The organism is Kitasatospora sp. NBC_01302, assembly GCF_035976515.1.
In the GTDB taxonomy this organism is placed as follows: domain Bacteria; phylum Actinomycetota; class Actinomycetes; order Streptomycetales; family Streptomycetaceae; genus Kitasatospora.
On the sequence record NZ_CP108404.1, the window covers coordinates 2059296 to 2078466 of the forward strand.

A 19171-nucleotide genomic window follows, 5' to 3' on the forward strand; every position below is an offset into this window, starting at 1 on the left:
GATCCGCGGCACGCCGCAACGCACCCGGGTGGGGCACTCGTTCGTGAGTGCCCCACCCGGGTGCTTGTGGTCGTGCGTGCGTCAGCTCGGACCCGTCATCGCCCGGGCCGCTGCTTCGAGCTTCGCCAGGTAGCGCTCCGAGGAGCGCAGCTTGCGGCCGTCCTCGCCGGGCAGCTGGGCCCGCAACTCCAGCATGAGCGGGCCGAGTTGCACCGCCCGCCGCGGGTCCTGGACGGCCCGCCAGCAGGCCTCGGCGTTGGTCGCCACGCGCTGGGCCTCCGGATCCTGCGGCCCCTCGGCGGCCAGCAGCACCAGCGCCACCTGCCGGTAGAGCTCCGAGGCCGTCGCCGGGTCGCCCGACAGCCTGGCGACGTGCGCCCTGACCTGACGCACCATCAGCACCGGTGCGGAGATCGCGCCGTGGGCGGTGACCGCCTGCCCCTCCAGGGTCAGGGCGAGGTCGGCGGCCCGCTCGTGCTCGCCGGCGTCGGCGGTGCGGACGATCAGGCCGATCGCCTCGCGGTAGTCGTCCGGCGGCGGCACGGGTTCCGGCGCGGTGGCGGGGGCGGGTTCCGGCGCGGCGGCGGGGGCGGCGGCCGCAGGTTCGGGTACGGCCTCGGTGGGGGCCGGGGCGACGGGGGTCGCCTCGACGGGGGCGGCTGCGGGCGCGGGTACGGGTGCGGCTGCGTCCGGCTGTGCGTCGGGGGCGCCGGCCGCCGACGGGCGCGGCAGTGGCTCGGTCACGGCCTCGGCCGGGTCGGGCGCCACCGGCGCCTGCGCGGGCTCGGCCACCGCCGCCTCGGGGGCCGTCCACGCATCGGCCTTGAGCAGCGTGACCAGGTGGATCGGCCGCACCGTCGGCGGCACGCCCGGCTTGGCCAGCGAGACCGGTCCGCGGTTCGCGGCGGGACGCGGCAGCGGCACCGTCGCGGCGACGGCGGCGACGGCAGGTCCGCCGACCGCCGGGGCGGCCTGCGGCTGGGCCTCGCCGGCGAGTTGACGCGCGGTGTTCCGGAAGACCGGGCGCTCCTGGCCGTACGAGGCGAAGATCAGCACGTCCGGGCGGAGCACCGAGTGCACCTGGGCCCGCAGCTGCTCCGGTGTGAGCAGCGGTCCGGCTCCCGGGCGGCCACCGTGCAGCGCCTCGATCAGCGCGCGGGTGAAGGTGCCGATCTGCTCCGGGTCCGGCCCGACCACCGCCCACAGCGGCAGCCCCTCGGTGAACGGTCCCGTGCTGCCGCCCTGGAGCAGCGGCCAGGCGCTCTGCTCGGCGCTCAGGTCCGCGAGCACCAGCGTGTCCCACTCGGCGGGCCGGGCCCGCAGCTCACTGGCGATCGCCGACCAGGCCAGCCCGTCCTGGCGGATCGTGCCGGTCTTCGAGTCACGCAGCGTCAGGTACAGCCCGGCGCCGCGCTTGTCCGCCACCAGGTGGCCGCCGAGGTGGACCAGCAGCGGTCCCGGGTGCCGGGAGGCGGCGCGCAGGTGGGCGAGGACGGTCTGCGGGTCGCTGGCGGCGGGCAGGTGGACGGCGTCGACCGACTCGGCCGCGAGCAGGGTCTGCGGGGCGACGGCCGCGAGCATCGCGGAGAGCACCTGCGACGCTCCCGCGCCACCGCGCCCCCAGCCGCGCCGGCCCGCGCTGCCGTAACCGCCCTCGACCGCGAGGATGCGGCCCCGCAGGCCGCCGCCGACCCAGGAGCCCGGACCCGCGCCGGGGGCTGCGGCGCCCTGCGGCGGCAGCGTGAAGGTACCGGTCCAGCCGGAGGAGGCCGGCGGCTCGTCAGCGAGGTCCGGCGCGGCGGCGGGGGCGGGCGCGGACTCGGCGGGCGCCTGGGCGTCACCGCTCTGGGCGGCGGGCGGCACCACCGCGCGCAGCACCGCCGTGGCCGGGCTCGGCACCACCGCGCGCAGCACGGCCGTGCCTTCCGACCCGCCCCGGCGGTACGAGGACGCCGCGGCGTCCTCGATCGGCGGCAGGACGGCGGTCGGGGCCAGGTCGACCGGCGCGGGGGCGACGCCGGACCAGATGTCGGCGTGGGCGCTGGCCGGGGCACCGGGCGGGGTCCGGTACGGCGAGGGGACCGCGTCCTCGATCACCGGCGCGGGGATCGGCGCGGTGCGCTCCGGGTCGTACCCGCCGGCGGGCCGCTGGCCGACGGCGCCGGGCCACCCGCCCGCCGGCCGGTCGGGCGGCGGCACCGCAGCTCCGGGGATCGATGCACTGTCCGCCACCGCCGGTCACCACCCGCCCGCCACCCTGGGCGATCTCGGTCCACGGGTCGCGGCTGGCACACCGCTCCCCCTTTCGCGCCACCATACGGGGTCTGCGACCTCGCATTCCAGGCCGGGTGCGTCGCCGGACAGGCCCTGGCACCGGCGGCACCGGGTGCCGCGCCCGGGTGCCGGGCCGACCCGGTGGTACCTACCGGTCGGTACGCGGGCGCGGGCGCGGGGACGGGGGCACGGAACGGCCGCTTCCGGTGGCCTGGTTGACTGTGCGGTGCCAAGCCGCCAGCCAGTCCGCCGGCCGCGCCGCCAGCCATGCCGCCAGCCGAGGAGCGAGCCATGCACACCCTGCAACCCCTGCTCGCCAGCTTCGTGCCGATCTGGACGCTGACCGCCGTCGGCTACCTGGTCAGCCGCACCGGTCTGCTCGGCGAACAGGCCGAGGCGGTGCTCGGCCGGTTCGTCTTCCATGTCGCGATGCCCGCCGCCCTGTTCACCATGCTCGCCAAGGCGCCGCTGCGCACCTTCGCCAACGCCTCGATGCTCGCCTTCGCGGCCGGCACGCTGGTCGCCTCGCTGCTCGGCTGGGCCGGCGCGCGCTTCCTGTTCGGCCGCCGTCCCGCCGAGCAGGCGATCAGCGGCATGGCGGCCGGCTACGTCAACTCGGCCAACCTGGGCATCCCGGTGGCGGTCCAGGTGCTCGGTGACGCGTCGTTCGTCGGCCCGGTGCTGCTCTTCCAGGTCCTGCTGGTGACGCCGATCATCCTGGGCGCGCTGGACGCCGGGACCAGCACCGAGGGCACCCGGGCCGAACGGCTGGGCCGGCTGCTGCGGCTGCCGCTGCGCAACCCGATCATCCTGGCCTCCGCGCTCGGGGTGCTCAGCTCCGCCACCGGCCTGCACCTGCCCGGCGCGCTGGGCCACTCCTGCGACCTGCTCGGCGGCGCGGCGGTACCGACCGCGCTGGTCACGCTCGGCATGTCGCTGCACGCCCGCCCGGCCTCGGCGGACGGCTCGCTGCGCGCCGAGGTGGGCCTCTCGGTGGTCACCAAGAACCTGGTGCAGCCGCTGGTCGCGTTCGCCGTCGGCAGCCTGCTGCTGCACCTGACCCCGCACCAACTGCTCGCCGTGGTGATCTGCTCGGCGCTGCCGACCGCGCAGAACGTCTTCATCTACGCCCGCGAGTACGGCCTGAACACCGCGCTGCCGCGCAACTCGGTGCTCTGGTCGACGCTGCTGTCGATGCTCACCCTCTCCGCGATCGACTGGACCCTCGCCCCGACCATGCACTGAGCCCCGCCCGTGGTCAGGTCGCGATCGTCCAGTGGTTGGTCAGCAGGACGCGGCCGGCGAAGTCGCTGCGCTCCTCGCCGACCAGGTGGAAGCCCAGGGCGCGACAGATGGCGTTCGACGCGGCGTTGCCGCGGGCCGGGAACGCGCTGACCGTCCCCCACCGGCCGTCGGCGCGGGCGCGGGCGAGCAGCTCGCGCACCGCGCGCTTGCCCAGCCCCTGCCGTTGGAACTCCGGCAGGACCATCCACCCGATCTCCGAGCGCGCCGCCGTGTGCGCCGCCACGCCCTCGCGCGCCTCCGCACCACCGTCCGCACCACGGTCCGCACCGCCGGCGTGCGCCCAGAGCGTCACCGTTCCGGCGACCACCGCCGGCCGGGACTCGTCGGGGACGATCATCTTGATCCACTGATGGTCCGCCAGCACCCGTGCCACGTCCCGGCGCACCTTGTCCGGCATCGCCTCGCGCGGTAGCGGGCCCCCGAGTTCGGTCATCATCGCCGGATCGCAGCGCATCCGGACATAGGCGTCCAGATCACCCGGTTCAACGTCGCGGAGCAGCAAGGATCCCACCTCTCCTTCGCCTCAACGGCACAGTCCACACGGGAGGTTCGCAGCCCCCAGCAAACATGAGAACCGATTATCGGCCACCGCCGTCTCCCGTCGTCCCGCTGTTCAATTACTTGTCATGCGCGCACACTTCACGCGCCATCAGGCCTGTGTCTTACTTGAGTGCTACGCGCGTTGCACCCCAAGAGCTACGCGCGTGGAACTCCCCGTCGACTACGTCCGGAGACCCGAATGAGACACACGCGTCGTGCTCTGCTCACCCTCGCGGCCGGTGCGACCGCCGCGGCCAGCGCCCTGCTGCCGGTGGCCGGCGCCCACGCCGCCACCGGCACGTACTCCCTGGTCATCCTCCCGGACCAGGGCGAGAGCGCGATCTACAACTTCGTCAACTCGGCGACCAAGTCGATCGACGTGACGATCTACGAGCTGCGCGACACCACCCTGGTCAACGACCTGGTGGCCAAGGAGAAGGCCGGTATACCGGTGCGCGTCATCCTGGACTCCAAGCAGACCTCGGTGAACAGCGCCGCCTACAGCGCGCTGTCCGCCGCCGGGGTCGGGGTCACCTACTCCTCGTCGAGCTTCGTCTACACCCACCAGAAGACGATCACCGTCGACGGCGCCAAGTCCTACATCAGCACGGGCAACTTCGACACCACGTACTACGCCACCTCTCGCGACTACGGGGTCTTCGACACCGACGCCAAGGACGTCGCGGCGATCGAGCAGGTCTTCAACGCCGACTACGCGAAGACCTCGATCACCCCCTCCGACGGCGACGACCTGGTCTGGTCGCCCACCGACTCGCAGACCCAGCTGCTGGCCCTGGTCAACGGCGCCCAGCACAGCCTGGACGTCCAGGAGGAGGAGTTCGGCGACACCGCGCTGGTCAACGCGATCGTCGCGGACGAGCAGCGCGGCGTCACCGTCCGGGTGGTGGCGGAGAACGAGAACAGCACCTACACCAGCGAGCTCAACCAGGTCACCGCCGCCGGCGGCAAGGTGACCACCTACACCAGCTCGACCGGCTTCTACGTCCACGCCAAGGCGATCGTCGCCGACTACGGCACGTCGAGCGCCAAGGTCTTCGCCGGCTCGGAGAACTTCTCCGACAACTCGCTGAACCACAACCGCGAGCTGGGCCTGATCGTCAGCGACCCGGGCGTGCTCAACGGCATCGAGGCGACCTTCACCGCCGACTTCAACCAGGTCAGCAGCGCCGGCGTGACCGTGGCCAACCCGGGCACCCAGACCAGCACCGTCGGCACCGCCGCCGGCCTGCAGGTCAGCGCCACCGACACGGCGGGCGGCACTCTCTCCTACGCCGCCACCGGGCTGCCCGCGGGCCTGTCGATCAACGCCTCGACCGGCCTGATCTCCGGCACCCCCACCACCGCCGGCACCAGCACCGTCTCGGTCACCGCCACCGACTCCACCGGCCCCTCCGGCTCCACCTCGTTCAGCTGGACGGTCGACCCGGGCGGCGGCGGCAGCAACACCGTGACCGTGGCCAACCCGGGCAACCAGACCGGCACCGTCGGCACCGCCGCCGGCCTGCAGGTCAGCGCGAGCGACTCGGCCTCCGGCCAGACCCTCTCCTACGCCGCCACCGGGCTGCCCGCGGGCCTGTCGATCAACGCCTCGACCGGCCTGATCTCCGGCACCCCGACCACCGCCGGCACCAGCACCGTCTCGGTCACCGCCACGGACGGCACCAACGCCAGCGGCAGCACCACCTTCAGCTGGACCGTCAACCCCGCCGGCGGCGGCAGCTGCACGGCGGCCCAGCTGCTCGGCAACCCCGGCTTCGAGACCGGCAGCGCCTCCCCGTGGAGCACCTCCTCCGGCGTGGTCAGCAACAGCAGCTCCGAGCCGCCGCACAGCGGCAGCTGGGACGCCTGGCTGGACGGCTACGGCAGCACGCACACCGACACGCTCGCCCAGTCCGTCACGCTCCCGACCGGCTGCTCCAGCTACCAGCTGAGCTTCTGGCTGCACGTCGACACGGCCGAGACCAGCACCACCAAGGCCTATGACACGCTCTCCGTCCAGGTGCTGAACAGCGCCGGCACGGTGCTCTCGACGCTGCACAGCTACTCGAACCTGGACCACAACACCGGTTACGCGCAGCACACGTTCGACCTGTCCGCCTACGCCGGGCAGAACGTCACGCTGAAGTTCACCGGCACCGAGGACAACGAGTACCAGACCTCCTTCGTGCTCGACGACACGGCGATCAACGTCCAGTAGTCGGCCGACGAAGCGCAACGACGGCTCCCGCCTCCGGGGTTGAGGCGGGAGCCGTCCGCGTTCGCTAGGGTGCGGCCATGCCGCGCTCCCCCATCCTCTTCCTCGACGTCGACGGCCCCCTGCTGCCCTACGGAGCGGCGGCACCGCGGTTTCCCAGCGGCGGCGCGCCGGCCGACCCGCTGCGGGACGACCCGGCCCCCGACCCGTACCTGGACCGGCTCGACCCCGCGCACGGCCCCCGGCTGCTGGCCCTGCCGTGTGACCTGGTCTGGGCAACGGCCTGGACGACCGATGCGAACGAGTACCTCGCCCCGCGACTCGGCCTGCCACAGCTGCCCGTGGTGGACTGGCCGGAGCCCACCGCCGAGGACCTGTGGAGCGGCCTGCACTGGAAAACCCGCGCCCTGGTCGACTGGGCCGCCGGGCGCGCCTTCGCCTGGGTGGACGACGAGATCACCGACAACGACCGCGCCTGGGTGGCCGCCCACCACCCCGGCCCTGCCCTGCTGCACCGGGTCGATCCGAGCTTGGGCCTGACCGACACCGACTTCGCCACCCTCGACGCCTGGCTGCGGGCGCCCGGTGTCCGGATGTGACAGAAGGGCGTCATTGCGCAGGCGCCGGACGGCGGCAACGATGGGGGCATGCCCACCACCCGCCGTATCGTCAGGCTGATCTCCAATCGGCGGGTGCTTGCGCGGACGAGCCGAGTCCGTACGCCTGAATCGAATGCCGCTGGCCGCGACGGCGATCACCGCCGCGACGAGGAGAGCTGTTCCATGGTGTTCTCACTTCTCGGGGGCTGGCCTCAAGCCGGCCGGAAAGGCAGGGGCGCACTCGGCCGGATGACGTGGATCTCGAACCCGCCGACCGTGCCGGCAGGGGTGAAGCCGGACTTCGTGAGGACGCGCCCCGAGGCCGCGTTGTCCGGGTGGTGCTTGGCGCGGACCTCCGGCAGACCGAGGGAGCCGAAGGCCAGGGCGAGGATCTTGCGGACCCCTTCGGTGGCGTAGCCCTGGCCCCAGGCATCCACGCGCAGGATGTAGCTGACCGAGGCTCCAGGGCCGTCCAGGTTGAGCTTGATGACGCCGAGGAGTTCGGCGCGCACGGCGATGCCAAGGATGTACCGCATGCGCGGCCTCTGCGCTGCGGCGGCCATCGCGGCAGCCAGGTAGCGCAGCGCTTCGGCTTCGTCCATCGGTCCGCGCCCGAGGAAGACGGTCGATTCGGAGCTGTAGATCTGCTGGAGCGCTTCGGCATCCTCGGGGGTCAGCTCACGCAGTTCGATCACGTGTCCAGCGTGCCGATCAGGGCGGCGAGTTCGCTGGCGCTGGGTCGGCTATCCGGCTCGGAGAGCAGGACTTCACGCAGGATGGCCTGCAAGTCCGGCCACCGGGTCACCGCAGCCAGCGGGACACGGCGGGCGGCGATGGCGTCGCGCAGCCCTGCGGGGCCGACGATCCGCCGGTCGATCGCGGCGGCCTCGTAGTCGAGATGCCAGTTCCCCGTGGTGCAGGCCCAGAGCGTTCCGGCCAGGGCGTACACGTCGGCGGCCTGCGTGGTCTCCACGGGCTGCGGGCCGGTGGAGACCCGGGCGGCCAGTTCGGGGGCGGTCAGGTGGACCATGGTTCCGTCGAAGGCCGTCCACGGCGGTGGGGTCCCGAGCTTGCGGGACCACGCGAAGTCGATGAGCCGGACGTCGCCGCTCTCGGTGTGGATGCCGTGCGCCGGTTGGATGTCCCCGTGCACCCACCCGTCCGCGTGGAGGTCGGCCACCGCGAGCGCCAGGGCGACGGCCCCGACCTTGGCTTCTGTACGGTCGGCTTCGCGGTCCTTCCGGAGCGGTCGGAAGACTCGCCAGGTGCTCGGTCCGGACAACCACGGGGTGACGTACCAGACGCCCTCGCCGAACCGGCCGGCGGCCACGGTGTAGCCGGTGAGCCGGTCGAGTACGGCGGCTTCGCGGGCCGTGGTCTCGCTGGCCTCCCCGGTGCCGATCTTGATACTGACCGTGGCGAGCGGACCGGTCGCCTTCCAAACAGCCGAGCCGCGCCGGTCGCTGATCTCCTCCAGCTCGACCGGCCCACAGACGGCCTCCGCGGCCTTCAGGGCCTCAGCGGCATCGGGAGTGAACTCGCCCATTCTCGTACTGCCTTCCACTCACAAGGGATGCGCTCGAACACGTCTCGCCCGTCGTCATCCGCCACGGCAAGCGCCGCCGCGAGGTCGGGCGTTGTCTTCAGAAGCACTGGGTCCAGCGGGCGGACGGCCGCCCGTACCGGGAGGAACGAGAAGGGCGGCGGCGGGATGCTCCGACCGGCACGGGAGGTCTCCACTGCCCCCTGCGTGAACTTGCCGAACATCACGCCGACAGGGCCATAGAGGTTCTTCAACGCCCAGTGCGGCCAGGCCAACAGCTCGCGGTGGTCGAGGTCCCCGCAGTGCCTAAGGATCACCACGTTCTCGCACGCCAGAGCACCGCTGGGCCGGCCCATGAGCGGCCGGACCCATTCCGCGGCCTGGACACCGGCGTAGAACAACTCCGCCTCCACTGCGTACCGGTGGGATCCGGGTGTGATCTCGTAGACGGTCCACCCGGTCATCCGGCGCACGGTGGAGGGCCGGAGGAAGGGGCAGTGCTCGTACAGCCCGGTGAGGTAGCTGCCCACGTCGATGCTGGCCGGGTTCTCCGACCGGGCCTCGGTGAGGCGGAGCGCCCCGGCGGTCAGCCGGGACGCCCCTTCGTGAGGTGCGGTGATCACCTGGTGGTCACACCGTCACCATCGCCGCCCTCCACAGGACCGCAGTCCCACTCGGCGACCACGGTTCCGGTCTCCCGGTACTGCGCGAGGGCTTCGGTGTTCACGGTGCCATCGGCGTTCGTGAACCAGATCTCGGGCAGCGGCCCGTACGCCTCCTCGTACGTGCTCACCCAGTCGATGGGCCCGCGACCCGTCATCTCGGCGTGGGTCAGCTCCCGGCCCGCGTGGTGCAGGCTGAAGTCGTGGTGGGCGTCGGGGTCCGCAACGAGGGCGTGCCACACGGAGTCGATGGCGGTGGAGAACATCTGGGGCGCGGCCTGGCCGGCGTCGAACCGGCGCGCGGCGATGGTGAAGAACTTGCCCAGTTCGTCCAGTTCGACGCTGGGCTTGATGGCCGTGTGCATGTGTCTCTCCAATCGGGTTGACTCTGCTCGACCAGACGGCCGAGAGTTGGTGCAAGGTGGTGCAGGCCCCGGCCCGGCGCTGTCCGTTTCCACCGGGCCTTCGCCGCTCGAAGTAGCTGCATCCAGTGAACGGCCGAGGAGTTACCCCGAACCAGAGCGGAAAGTGAGCACCTGTCAGGCATAATCAACGCACCGCCCGGCCTGACCTCGGGCTTCTTGATCTGAGCGGAGGCTCCCGTGGCTCCGAGGAGGAAGCGTCTCGCCGAGCGCCGCAGAGCACTGGGCTACAGTCAGGAGTCGTTCGCCAACGAGCTAGGGGTAGCGGTATCCACGGTTACCCGTTGGGAGGCTGGCGCGACCGATCCCCAGGGGTACGTACACCCCAAGATGGCAAGGGTCCTCAAGGTCACCCCTGAAGGGCTGGCGGACCTCCTCGCACCAGACGTGACAGCCCCTGACCGCTCGGTGGTCTACGCCGCTGCCCCTCCTTCTGGTGATACTGACGACATGAAGCGCCGCGATGTCTTGAGCCTGCTCGCCGTGACCGGTGCGCTCATTGCCCTGCCGGGCTCCGACACACCCTTGTCTCGCCCCGGAGCGGCTGCGTCCCTGGTAGAAACCGGGCCCGAATTGAACACGTACCTCTGGAAACTGTTCGGTCTCTCCGACTCCAAGCAGGCCGTGTACCCGATGGTTCGGCACCAACTGGGTCTCCTGGCCAAGGGGCTGGGCGAGAGCCAGAGCAATGCGTCGCGCCAGCAGCTCTGTGCGCTGGTGGGAGACTTGTATCAGCTCGCTGGCGAGATCTTCTTCGACGCCAACAGGTACCCCGTTGCCACGCACTGCTACATACTGGCCGCCAGCGCCAGCAAAGAGGCGCGAGCTTTCGATATGTGGGCTTGTGCGTTGACGAGGCATGCCTTTGTCGAACTCTACGAGCGCCGCTTTGCCGTCGCAGCTCCGATTCTGTCAGCTGCGTCTCAGGTAGCAGAACGAGGAGACAGTCAGCTCTCGACCCGATACTGGGTGGCAGCGGTCCAAGCGGAGGCGCATGCGGGCCTCGGCGACCTCGATGCGACCAAGCGCGCGCTCGACGGCGCCGAGCAGGTACACAACCTGTCCGGGCAGCTTCACAATGGCGGCTGGCTTCGGTTCGACGGATCACGCCTCGCCGAGGAGCGTGGGACCTGCTATCTCGCGCTCGGCCGCCCGGACTTGGCAGAGCAAGCGCTGACAACCGCGCTCTCGCAGCAGCTCTCACCGCGCCGTCGGGGAGCGGTGCTCGCGGAGTTGGCGGCCCTGGGTGCCGAACGCCGCGATCTCGATCAGGCAGGCCACTACACTCACGCTGCTCTGGAGCTTGCGAGCCAGACCGGCTCGGGCTATATCGGGAGGAAGTTGGAGGACGTCAAGAGCCGCCTCCTCCCGCTCATGGCCGATGGTCGGGCTTCAGCATTGCACCAGCAGATCTCGGCGCTCGACAGCGCCGCCTACGAAGGAGTGACGCATGTCGTCTGACGGCCAGATCTTCCGCGCAGCGTGGATCGCGGGCGTGTCAAAGCACTACCCGGGCGAGCCGAAGGCCGGCTACGTCGCCCCATGGGACGAGACACCGGAATGGGAACGCGAATGCGCCGCTGCCGTGTACGGCCAGGTCCGCGACTTCATCAGCGTGAGCGACGGGAATACGTCAAAGCTCTCCCGGGAGCAGAAGGGGCGCTTCGTCGCGACGTGTTGGATTGCTCAGATCCACAAGCACATCGAGAACCCCAAGCCGGGCTACGTCGCCGACTGGAACGACCTGCCCGCCTGGCAGCAGGAGACTGATGCGGACATCTTCGAGGCGATCGAGCTCACTGGTTCCTGAGCGGTCTGCGTCTGCACCTCCCCGACTCATCCGGGGCGGGGAGGGCAGTTCCAGTGATTCAGGATGGCCGGCTGGGTCGGCGGCTTGGGGGTGAGGTAACCCGAGCGGCCGGTGGCGGCTGTCGCCCAGGGCCCGGATGACCCGGTAGCGGCCCCCTGCTGACTTCGTATTTCATGGTGGACTGGCCGGAGCCCACCGCCGAGGATCTGCGGAGCGGCCTGCACTGGAAAACCCGCGCCCTGGTCGACTGGGCCGCCGGGCGCGCCTTCGCCTGGGTGGACGACGAGATCACCGACAACGACCGCGCCGGGGTGGCCGCCCACCACCCCGGCCCGGCCCTGCTGCACCGGGTCGATCCGGGCCTGGGCCTGACCGACACCGACTTCGCCACCCTAGACGCCTGGCTGCGGGCGCCCCGTGTCCGGATGTGACAGAAGGGCGTCATTGCGCAGGCGCCGGACGGCGGCAACGATGGGGGCATGCCCACCACCCGCCGTATCGTCATCGCGGTCTTCCCGGACGTCGACCTGCTCGACGTGACCGGACCGGCCGAGGTGTTCGCGCTGGCCAACCGGGAGACCGGTGGCCGCGCGGGCTATCGGGTGCAGCTGGCGGGGCCCTCGCGCGGCGAGGTCGTCACGGCGGCCGGGGTGCGGCTGCTGGCCGACCTGTCGTTCGCCGAGGTCACGGAGGTCGCCGAGGCCGGCGGGGTGCTCGACACCCTGTTGGTGCCCGGCGCGGTGGAGCTGCGCCCCCAGGGGCCGGTGGCCCGGATCGACGACTCCGTCGTGGCCTGGCTGAAGGCGGTCGCGCCGGGAGCACGGCGGGTGGCGTCGGTCTGCGTGGGCGCGCACCTGCTGGCCGCGGCCGGGCTGCTGGACGGGAAGCGGGCCACCACCCACTGGTCGACCGCCGCCCAACTGGCGGCCGAGCACCCGGCGGTGACGGTGGACGCGGACCCGATCTTCGTCCGGTCCGGGCGGGTGTGGACCGGCGCGGGGATCAGCGCGTGCATGGACCTGACGCTGGCCCTGGTGGCCGAGGACCTGGGCGAGCAGGTCGCGCTCGCGGTGGCCCGGCAGCTGGTGATGTACCTCAAGCGGCAGGGCGGGCAGAGCCAGTTCTCGGTGCCGCTGAGCCGGCCCGCCGCCTCCCGGCGGGACATCGAGGAGCTGCGCACCCACATCGCCGAGCACCTGGACGACGACCTGTCCGCGGCGGCGCTGGCCCGGCGGATGTCGCTGAGCGAACGGCACTTCGCGCGGGTCTTCCGCCAGGAGACCGGCAGCAGTCCGGCCGGCTACGTCGAGGCCGTCCGGGTGGAGGCGGCCCGCCGCCTGCTGGAGAGCACCGACCAGCCGCTGGACCAGGTCGCCGCCGCCAGCGGGTTCGGCTCCGTGGAGACCCTGCACCGGGCGCTGCGCAAGCAGATCGACACCACACCCGCGGCCTACCGCCGCCGCTTCCGCACCACTGGTTGATCCCTCGTCCGTCCATTTCCGGGCACACGCGCACGCCGTGCCCCTCTGTCGTCATGCCGGTTTGTCGTCATACCCCTCCGTCGTCATGCCTGCCCTCTTCGAAAGGAATCCTGCGATGACTGCTCCCCTGACCCCTGTGACCCCTTCCGCGACGCTGCGCGAGGTGATCGGCCTGGACGGCCGGCTGCCGCGGCTCGCCGACACGACACTCGTCCTGATCGACTTCCAGAACACCTACACCACCGGGGTGATGGCGCTGGAGGGTGCCCGGGAGGCCTTGGCGGCCGGTGCCCGCCTGCTGGCGGCGGCCCGCGCCGCCCGCATCCCCGTGGTCCACGTCGTGAACGACGGCGGCGAGGGCACCCCGTACGACATCCGGGCGGAGATCGGCGCGATCTGCGCCGAGGTCGCGCCCGTCGACGGGGAGCGCGTCGTGGTCAAGCAGTTCCCCAACGCCTTCCACGCCACCGACCTGGAGAAGGTGCTGCGCGAGCTGGGAGCCGGGACGGAGCTGGTGCTGGCCGGCTTCATGACGCACCTGTGCGTCGCCTTCACCGCCCAGGGGGCGTTCACCCTCGGCTACCGCCCCACCGTCGTCGCCGAGGCCACCGCCACCCGCCCGCTGGCCGGCCCCGACGGCACCGTACTGCCCGCGGCAACGCTGCAGGCAGCGGCGCTGACCACGATCGGTGACCTGTTCGGGATGGTCGCCGTCACGGTGGCGGAGCTGACGGCACCGGGGCTCGGGTAGCGGCGCCGGGCGAGGCGGAGGCGGGCTCAGACCGCGGGCGGCGCGGGCGGGGCGTCCGGCGGCGTGCCGTCCGGGGCGGGCGGGGTCGCGGTCGTGCCCGGGTCGACCGGCCGGTCGTCGTCCGTGAGTCCGAGAGCCTTGCGGGCGGCGGCCTCGGCGGTCGAGGGAGCGTTGGTCCGCAGGGCCGCCTGGTAGGCGCCCACGGGGTCGGTGGTGTTGGTGGCGGCGGCGTTCCAGACCGCCTGGTCGGCCCGGAAAGCGCTCACCAGCACGGCCATCTGGTCCTTGACCTCGGCCGGCCACTGCGTCCGGCCGAGCATCGCCGCGCTGTCCGCGAGGGCCTGAGCCGTCCACCCCGACTCCTGGACCGCCATCCCGGGGTCGGTCTCCGGCATCTTCAGGATCCGGTCCTGCGCCTTGATCTCGGCGGTGTCCGTCAGGAAGTCCCGCTGAGCCTGGGTCAGGACAGGGGTCGGCGGGGCAGGGCTGGAGCTGGGCGCGGGCAGCGGCGAGTCCGACACCGACGTGCCGGAGGTGTTGGCGCCGCCCACGGCGAAGTGCCACTGGCCGAGGATCGCGCCGAACACCCCCATGACCAGCCCGAGCACCCCGAGCATCACCCCGGCGACGGCGATCCCCAGGCCGCGCTGGCGACGGTGCCGGAGCTGGATCAGCGCGCCGATTCCGAAGCCCAGTGCCGCCGGCCAGAGGCAGCAGGTGACCCCGGTGACCAGCGCGGTGATGGCCAGCCCGTTGGTCCCCTCGACCACCCGACGCCCGTCGGAGGGGACGGGATACGGCCCGGCCTGCCCGTACGGATACGGATAGGGATACTGGTACGGCCCGCTCCCGGGCGGCGGCCCCGCGTACCCGGCGGGAACGGCATCCTGCGGCGGCGCCCACGGATCACCCGCACCGGCCCCGGGCGACACCGCGTCCTGCGGTCGCACCGCCTCCCCGCCGTCCGGTCCCGCCGCGTCCGTCATCTGCCCGCTCCCCCAAGCCCACTGCCCACACAGCAGTCCGACCGTGGCCGGACTCTAGCGGATCATGCCGACCGCCCGCCCCCAGACCCGTGCCAGCGAAAGCGCGGCTCGGGGGCCGGCAAACAGGTCGAGCCGCGGCCAACGCTGTCGACACCGCGGCAGGTGCCGGACGGCCCCGCTTCCGGGTGCAGGTCGGCAGCGGTCTCAGCGGTACCGGAGCAGATGCATCACGGTGACGCCATCACTCTCCAATGTGGCGGGCTCGCCAGTGCTCGGATCCAGGAGCACCAGCCCACGCTCGGTCAACCCAGCGTTGAGAAGCAGGCCCACTGACTCGCGGCCTCGACCGTCCAGTCGCCGGACCCAGACCAGGGCGCGTACACCTGTCGGCAGGGTGGCCAGCTCGGCCAGCACGGTCGGCCACGCGGTGTGGTCTGTCACGCGGATCAGCCCGCCGAGCGAGCTCATCGTGCGCTCGAACCAGCCCAGCGGCGCCGGGGCGGGCGGCAGTGGCAGATCATCGCGTCCGCTCGACCACTGGGTGTACCAGCTCCAGGGCGAGGAGTTCGGCAGACCGAACGGCGGACGGCCATCCTTGGGGACCACCAGTGCTGCGTCCAGCAACGCATCCTCGCGGCGGCCTCCCGCCAGGAATGCCTGTGTGTTGCAGGCGAACAGCCAACCGCGCGGCCCCTCGTCGCCCGGCCGTGGGTCCACTAGCAGCACCTGCCCGCCGTACTGCTGGTCCAGCCACGCCTGGGCCTTGTGCTTCGCCGCGTGGAAGTCCATCGCCCTTGGACGCGAGGGCTCCTGAGATCCTGCCTCCGGCTGCGCACCCCGACGGAACCGCGCCAGAGTCAGCCGACGGACGTGCTCCAGCTCCAGTTGCGCCAAACCGCCAGCGAGCGGGTCGAGCAGAACGACGTTCCCCTGATTGTTGTGGGCGTAGAGCAGATGACCGGTGGCCTCCTCGCCGCCGACCTCGCGCCGTACCCACACCACGCCTCGTGTGTCCGGGCCACTCGCCTGGACAGCACCGATGAGTTCGTCCCAGCTGTCGCAGACAGCCACCTCCGCTTGGCCGAAGTGGCGGCGAAGCAGTCGACTCCACCAGCCTGGTGCCTCTTGGTACGGCCGCCAGGGCAGCGCACTGCTCCGCACACCGTCGATCATGCCGTCCATGACCACCACGCAGCCACGGGCGTTGAGGCGATGCGCCTGACCGGCCTGGGTCCGCGGCCTCGGGTCCTGGGCCAGCGAGGCGAGATCGGCCCACGGCCGGTCGGTCGCCGGGTGGAACGGTCCGGTGCCGTTGACCGGCACCACCAGGGAGGCGCTGAGCATCGGGGTGGGCTGGAATCCCAGCTGCGGCAGCACCCGGCAGCTGTACAGGAATGCCTCGGGGGATTGAGCGACCGGCTTCGGGACTGCCAGTTCCACTTGGTCACGGTAGGTGACGGCAAGCCACTTTCGGGCCTGGGCGGTTGCTTCGCTGACCGACAGGGGCACAGGACTTCAACTCTCCGTCTGGTGCCCGGGGCGCTGGCCCGTGGCGAGGTAGTGCGCCGTCTGCTCGAGAGTGAAGCTGGTCGGGGGGAAGTGTACTGGCGAGCCATCCTTGGGGACGATCAGCAGCCGGGTGAACGGTGCCTTGAAGATGTCGCCGGTGTCGAGGTGTTCCTGGGAGTCGAACCGTACAGCCCAGGCCCAGTCGTGCTCGGCTGTCAGCTCGGGCTGCAGCACGATGGTCATCGGATCCTTCGCGTAGTGCTGATCGAGGAAATCCATGGCCCGGTCGTGGGCCTCGCTTCGGGAAAGCATGTGCGACTCGCTCCTGTATCGGCTAGCGGTAGGGAAGGTATCTGATGCCGGTCGCTGGTTCCAGATGACCCAGTCTTCCGGTCTGGCCGTCCAGAAAGACGACGCCATTGCCATCGTTGAGCGCGTTGAACACATGCGCCGTGCCGTCCGCACGGCTGATGTAGACCACACCGCGAGAGCCTTCTCCACGCGATTTCAGATCCTGGATGATGTTGTCGTACGTATGCGGATCCTCCCAGCTTGCATCCGGATTGCCCAACCGGGCCGGGTCAGGCCAACGGCCCTCCAGCAACGGATCGGCAGTGGCCTCGATGCCGTCCAGTTGCTTGTTGACCGCGATGACGTTCTCCGAGCAGTTCTGGTTGTAGCCGGGCGTACCGTCTTCGAAGCGGGGCCGATTGACGTCGCGCATCCACGGGTACTGGTCGTCGAGGAACTGCTGCGCGGTCTCCGGATCCACCGAACCAGCGTGAATGGCACTGGACTCGATGCCGTCGGCAGGCTTGGCAAGGTGCCCCCACGGTCCCTTGGGCCGACTAGCGAACTCCCTCATGTGCGCCCATCGGGCGTAGTCATCGGCCTCGGCCGTGGAGTCACCGCCCGCCCCTCCGACCGCAGCGTCCTTTCCTGCGTTCTCGGTGACGCCCTTGCCCGCATTCTCGCCCGTGTCCTTGGCAGCGTTGACTCCGGCAATCTCCGCGGTGCTGGCTGCCTCTCCCCCGCCATCGGTCAGCGCACCGAATGCCACGTTGGTGATGAACTTGCCGCCCGCCTCGAACGGATCCGAGCCCCAGCCCGACCCGACCAGACCCTTTAGCACATCGGTCGGATGGAACTCGGCGTGCACCAAGCCGGCGGCGACACTGTTGAGGTGGTCGAGATAGGTAGCCGGGTGCGTGATGTTGTACAGGTCCATCGGGTTCAGGCTGCGCCCGAAGTCAACGATGTCCGCCGCACCCTTGGCCAGACCGCCATAGAGATGAGTCACGCCGGTCCACCCGCCCTCGGCCAGGTCAACCGAGTCAAGCTTCATCCGCTCGGTGAAGCTCGGCTCAGTCGGCGCCGTAGCGGTAGCCGATTTCACCGCCGCAGCCGCACTGCCGGCCGCCCGGTCCCGAGCGGCCCGCGCACCGCGCAGAAGGTCCTGGGCATGGGCAAGCTGGCCAGTAGTCGGGTCCTGGAACGGGCCCGGGTCGGTGGGCCTCCGTCCCGGATCCTGCTTGGCCTGCGACGCCATGTTGTACGTCTTGACGGCCGTGTTGTAGCTCTCGACACTCACGTTGTACGCGTCCTGCGCCTCCCGGAAGGCCGCCTGTGCCGCGTTGTACGCATCGATCGCCTGCCTGGCTTGGTCCTGTGCCCAAGTGACGGCCTGCGAGAACCGGTCGAACGCCTCCGCCGCATTCACGCAGGCGTCTGCCGCTGTCAGCCACAGTCGGGGGTGCGGTTCGAAGCGGCTCCGGAAGGCGTCTGCCGCAGCCCCCTGCCAGTGCGACGAGTCCAGCGCCTGCAGCCCACCGCCCGTTTCCTGGAAGGCATCGTGGAACTTTCGTAGCTTGGCTGCTACCTCGCCAAGCGCCTTCGCATCGCCATGCACAAGGTCCTTAGGATCGTCCGAATCGCCCAACTGCATCTCGCCGACCTGCGCGCCGAGATCGTCGGCGATGTGGTCGCCGAACTTCTTCACCGACCTTGCCGCATCACGGAACCCGACCGCGTCCAGAACTCCACCCGCGGCGTGGGAGACCGAATCGACGGTCATCCCCAAGCCCTTTTTGCTGTCTTCGTACAGCCCCTCGACACCATCACCGATGTCGTCCAGGAACCCCATCAGCCCTTAGCCCCCGCCTGCTGCTCCATCGACTTCACGACCATCGGCACCCCGGGCAACGGAACACTGTTTTCCATGTCCTTGCCTTCCGCCTTCCACGTCGCGGCCGAGTCGGCAGCGGCCTTGTCGAGGGATGCCTTCGAGTAGTCGGCGTTCGCCACCTGGGTGACTGGATTGTCCGCGAAGGTCTTGCTCCAAGAACGTGCCTCCACCTGGCTCTGCGTCAGGTCTGGATTGCCTATCGCCGCGTTCACCACGTCCTTCAATACGCCCGAGGCGTACTGCTCCTGGTCGTAGTACTTGCCCGCGGAAAGACCCAGCCGGGCAGCGATCTCGGTGCCGTCGTGCACCAACGTGCGTACGCCCCAGCTCCAGCGCTCGCAGAAGTCCGAGAAAGCCGACTGAAGTCCGGGATTGCCGACCTGCATCCCTGTCAACTCCAGACCGGAAAATCCCCGCCCCTGCTCGGCGGCCTCGTCGATGCCCAGCGCCTTCAGCTCCGCGATCGCATCGTTGATTCCCTTCGCCGTACTGTCCAGCGCCCTCGGATCCACCTGATACGAGTCAGCCACGCTCCACCGCCACTGCATCCGGCACGACCCCGACCACCGGCGGCGACAGGAACGGTGCTGTCCCGGCCACGTCCAGCGCGATTCCAGCCGGTACGCCGAGCATCGGCACCGCAACATCGAGGAGCCGCCACCCGTACACCGTCAGGTACTCCACCGGCTCCGCCATGCCCACCGTACCCATGCGTCCCACGCCCCCGGCAAATCCGTCAGCACTTGAACAGATGGAAAAGGCTATACGGTCGCATTGCGAGCCGAGCAGTGAATCAGCTGACTCAGGCCAGGTACTGCTCGGGCTCGGATCCCCAGGTACTGGCGTAGCACCGGAGCACGCAGATCCTCCCATCGGGTGTGGGGCGATC

The 19171-nt window shown here is 70.8% G+C and carries 19 protein-coding genes and 2 pseudogenes; 9 read left to right on the forward strand and 12 right to left on the reverse strand.

The annotated features are described in order from the left end of the window. Window positions 1–81: 81 nt before the first annotated feature. Window positions 82–2232 (reverse strand): hypothetical protein, encoded by a 2151-nt coding sequence (locus tag OG294_RS08310; RefSeq protein WP_327065780.1) that lies wholly within the window; start codon window positions 2230–2232, stop codon window positions 82–84. A 333-nt stretch (window positions 2233–2565) separates the two neighbouring features. On the opposite strand from OG294_RS08310, the gene OG294_RS08315 reads away from it, so the two are divergent. Next, the gene (locus tag OG294_RS08315; RefSeq protein WP_327065781.1) at window positions 2566–3519 is read left to right on the forward strand and encodes an AEC family transporter; all 954 of its coding nucleotides are present in this window, start codon (window positions 2566–2568) and stop codon (window positions 3517–3519) included. 13 nt (window positions 3520–3532) lie between these two features. Here the strand turns inward: OG294_RS08315 and OG294_RS08320 are convergent, their stop codons facing one another. After that, entirely contained in the window at window positions 3533–4081 is a 549-nt protein-coding gene (locus tag OG294_RS08320; RefSeq protein ID WP_327065782.1) for a GNAT family N-acetyltransferase, read from the reverse strand. Window positions 4082–4318: 237 nt separating this feature from the next. On the opposite strand from OG294_RS08320, the gene OG294_RS08325 reads away from it, so the two are divergent. Both OG294_RS08325 and OG294_RS08330 read left to right on the forward strand, forming a co-directional pair. After that, window positions 4319–6337: a putative Ig domain-containing protein gene (locus OG294_RS08325; protein ID WP_327065783.1), complete on the forward strand. Its 2019-nt coding sequence runs from the start codon at window positions 4319–4321 to the stop codon at window positions 6335–6337. A 77-nt stretch (window positions 6338–6414) separates the two neighbouring features. Continuing rightward, window positions 6415–6933 (forward strand): HAD domain-containing protein, encoded by a 519-nt coding sequence (locus OG294_RS08330; protein WP_327065784.1) that lies wholly within the window; start codon window positions 6415–6417, stop codon window positions 6931–6933. Window positions 6934–7145: 212 nt separating this feature from the next. Here the strand turns inward: OG294_RS08330 and OG294_RS08335 are convergent, their stop codons facing one another. From OG294_RS08335 to OG294_RS08350, 4 genes are read right to left on the reverse strand one after another with little or no spacing between them, the layout of a single operon-like run. Further along, on the reverse strand, window positions 7146–7628 hold the full coding sequence (locus tag OG294_RS08335) for a GNAT family N-acetyltransferase (protein WP_327065785.1): 483 nt from the start codon (window positions 7626–7628) through the stop codon (window positions 7146–7148). Continuing rightward, a complete protein-coding gene (locus OG294_RS08340; protein ID WP_327065786.1) occupies window positions 7625–8479 on the reverse strand; it encodes a protein kinase domain-containing protein in 855 nt (284 codons plus the stop codon). Before OG294_RS08340 ends, OG294_RS08335 begins: the two co-directional genes overlap by 4 nt. After that, entirely contained in the window at window positions 8443–9099 is a 657-nt protein-coding gene (locus OG294_RS08345) for a hypothetical protein (protein ID WP_327065787.1), read from the reverse strand. Before OG294_RS08345 ends, OG294_RS08340 begins: the two co-directional genes overlap by 37 nt. After that, on the reverse strand, window positions 9096–9503 hold the full coding sequence (locus OG294_RS08350) for a hypothetical protein (RefSeq protein WP_327065788.1): 408 nt from the start codon (window positions 9501–9503) through the stop codon (window positions 9096–9098). The genes OG294_RS08345 and OG294_RS08350 overlap by 4 nt, the downstream gene beginning before the upstream one ends. Window positions 9504–9740: 237 nt before the next feature. Between OG294_RS08350 and OG294_RS08355 the strand changes: the two are divergent. The 6 genes and pseudogenes from OG294_RS08355 to OG294_RS08380 form a co-directional block, all read left to right on the forward strand. Next, window positions 9741–9923: pseudogene (locus OG294_RS08355) on the forward strand (helix-turn-helix transcriptional regulator); the annotation flags it as partial. Between the two features lie 87 nt (window positions 9924–10010). Further along, entirely contained in the window at window positions 10011–11021 is a 1011-nt protein-coding gene (locus OG294_RS08360; RefSeq protein WP_327071475.1) for a transcriptional regulator, read from the forward strand. Continuing rightward, window positions 11011–11370, forward strand: coding sequence for a hypothetical protein (locus OG294_RS08365; RefSeq protein ID WP_327065789.1), 360 nt, complete (start codon window positions 11011–11013; stop codon window positions 11368–11370). Before OG294_RS08360 ends, OG294_RS08365 begins: the two co-directional genes overlap by 11 nt. A gap of 173 nt (window positions 11371–11543) precedes the next feature. Then, window positions 11544–11801 (forward strand): annotated as a pseudogene (locus tag OG294_RS08370) (hypothetical protein); the annotation flags it as partial. A 48-nt stretch (window positions 11802–11849) separates the two neighbouring features. Beyond that, the gene (locus OG294_RS08375; protein WP_327065790.1) at window positions 11850–12851 is read left to right on the forward strand and encodes a GlxA family transcriptional regulator; all 1002 of its coding nucleotides are present in this window, start codon (window positions 11850–11852) and stop codon (window positions 12849–12851) included. Window positions 12852–12966: 115 nt separating this feature from the next. After that, entirely contained in the window at window positions 12967–13602 is a 636-nt protein-coding gene (locus OG294_RS08380) for an isochorismatase family protein (protein WP_327065791.1), read from the forward strand. A 26-nt stretch (window positions 13603–13628) separates the two neighbouring features. On the opposite strand, the gene OG294_RS08385 is transcribed toward OG294_RS08380, so the two are convergent. From OG294_RS08385 to OG294_RS08410, 6 genes are all read right to left on the reverse strand, one after another. Further along, on the reverse strand, window positions 13629–14588 hold the full coding sequence (locus OG294_RS08385) for a DUF4190 domain-containing protein (RefSeq protein WP_327065792.1): 960 nt from the start codon (window positions 14586–14588) through the stop codon (window positions 13629–13631). A 204-nt stretch (window positions 14589–14792) separates the two neighbouring features. Next, the gene (locus tag OG294_RS08390; RefSeq protein WP_327065793.1) at window positions 14793–16028 is read right to left on the reverse strand and encodes a toxin glutamine deamidase domain-containing protein; all 1236 of its coding nucleotides are present in this window, start codon (window positions 16026–16028) and stop codon (window positions 14793–14795) included. Between the two features lie 75 nt (window positions 16029–16103). Continuing rightward, window positions 16104–16544 (reverse strand): YrhB domain-containing protein, encoded by a 441-nt coding sequence (locus OG294_RS08395; protein ID WP_327065794.1) that lies wholly within the window; start codon window positions 16542–16544, stop codon window positions 16104–16106. After that, a complete protein-coding gene (locus OG294_RS08400) occupies window positions 16432–18240 on the reverse strand; it encodes a putative T7SS-secreted protein (RefSeq protein WP_327065795.1) in 1809 nt (602 codons plus the stop codon). Before OG294_RS08400 ends, OG294_RS08395 begins: the two co-directional genes overlap by 113 nt. Next, complete coding sequence (locus tag OG294_RS08405) at window positions 18240–18812, reverse strand: hypothetical protein (protein ID WP_327065796.1); 573 nt, start codon at window positions 18810–18812, stop codon at window positions 18240–18242. The genes OG294_RS08400 and OG294_RS08405 overlap by 1 nt, the downstream gene beginning before the upstream one ends. After that, a complete protein-coding gene (locus OG294_RS08410; RefSeq protein ID WP_327065797.1) occupies window positions 18805–18978 on the reverse strand; it encodes a hypothetical protein in 174 nt (57 codons plus the stop codon). Before OG294_RS08410 ends, OG294_RS08405 begins: the two co-directional genes overlap by 8 nt. Window positions 18979–19171 lie beyond the last annotated feature (193 nt).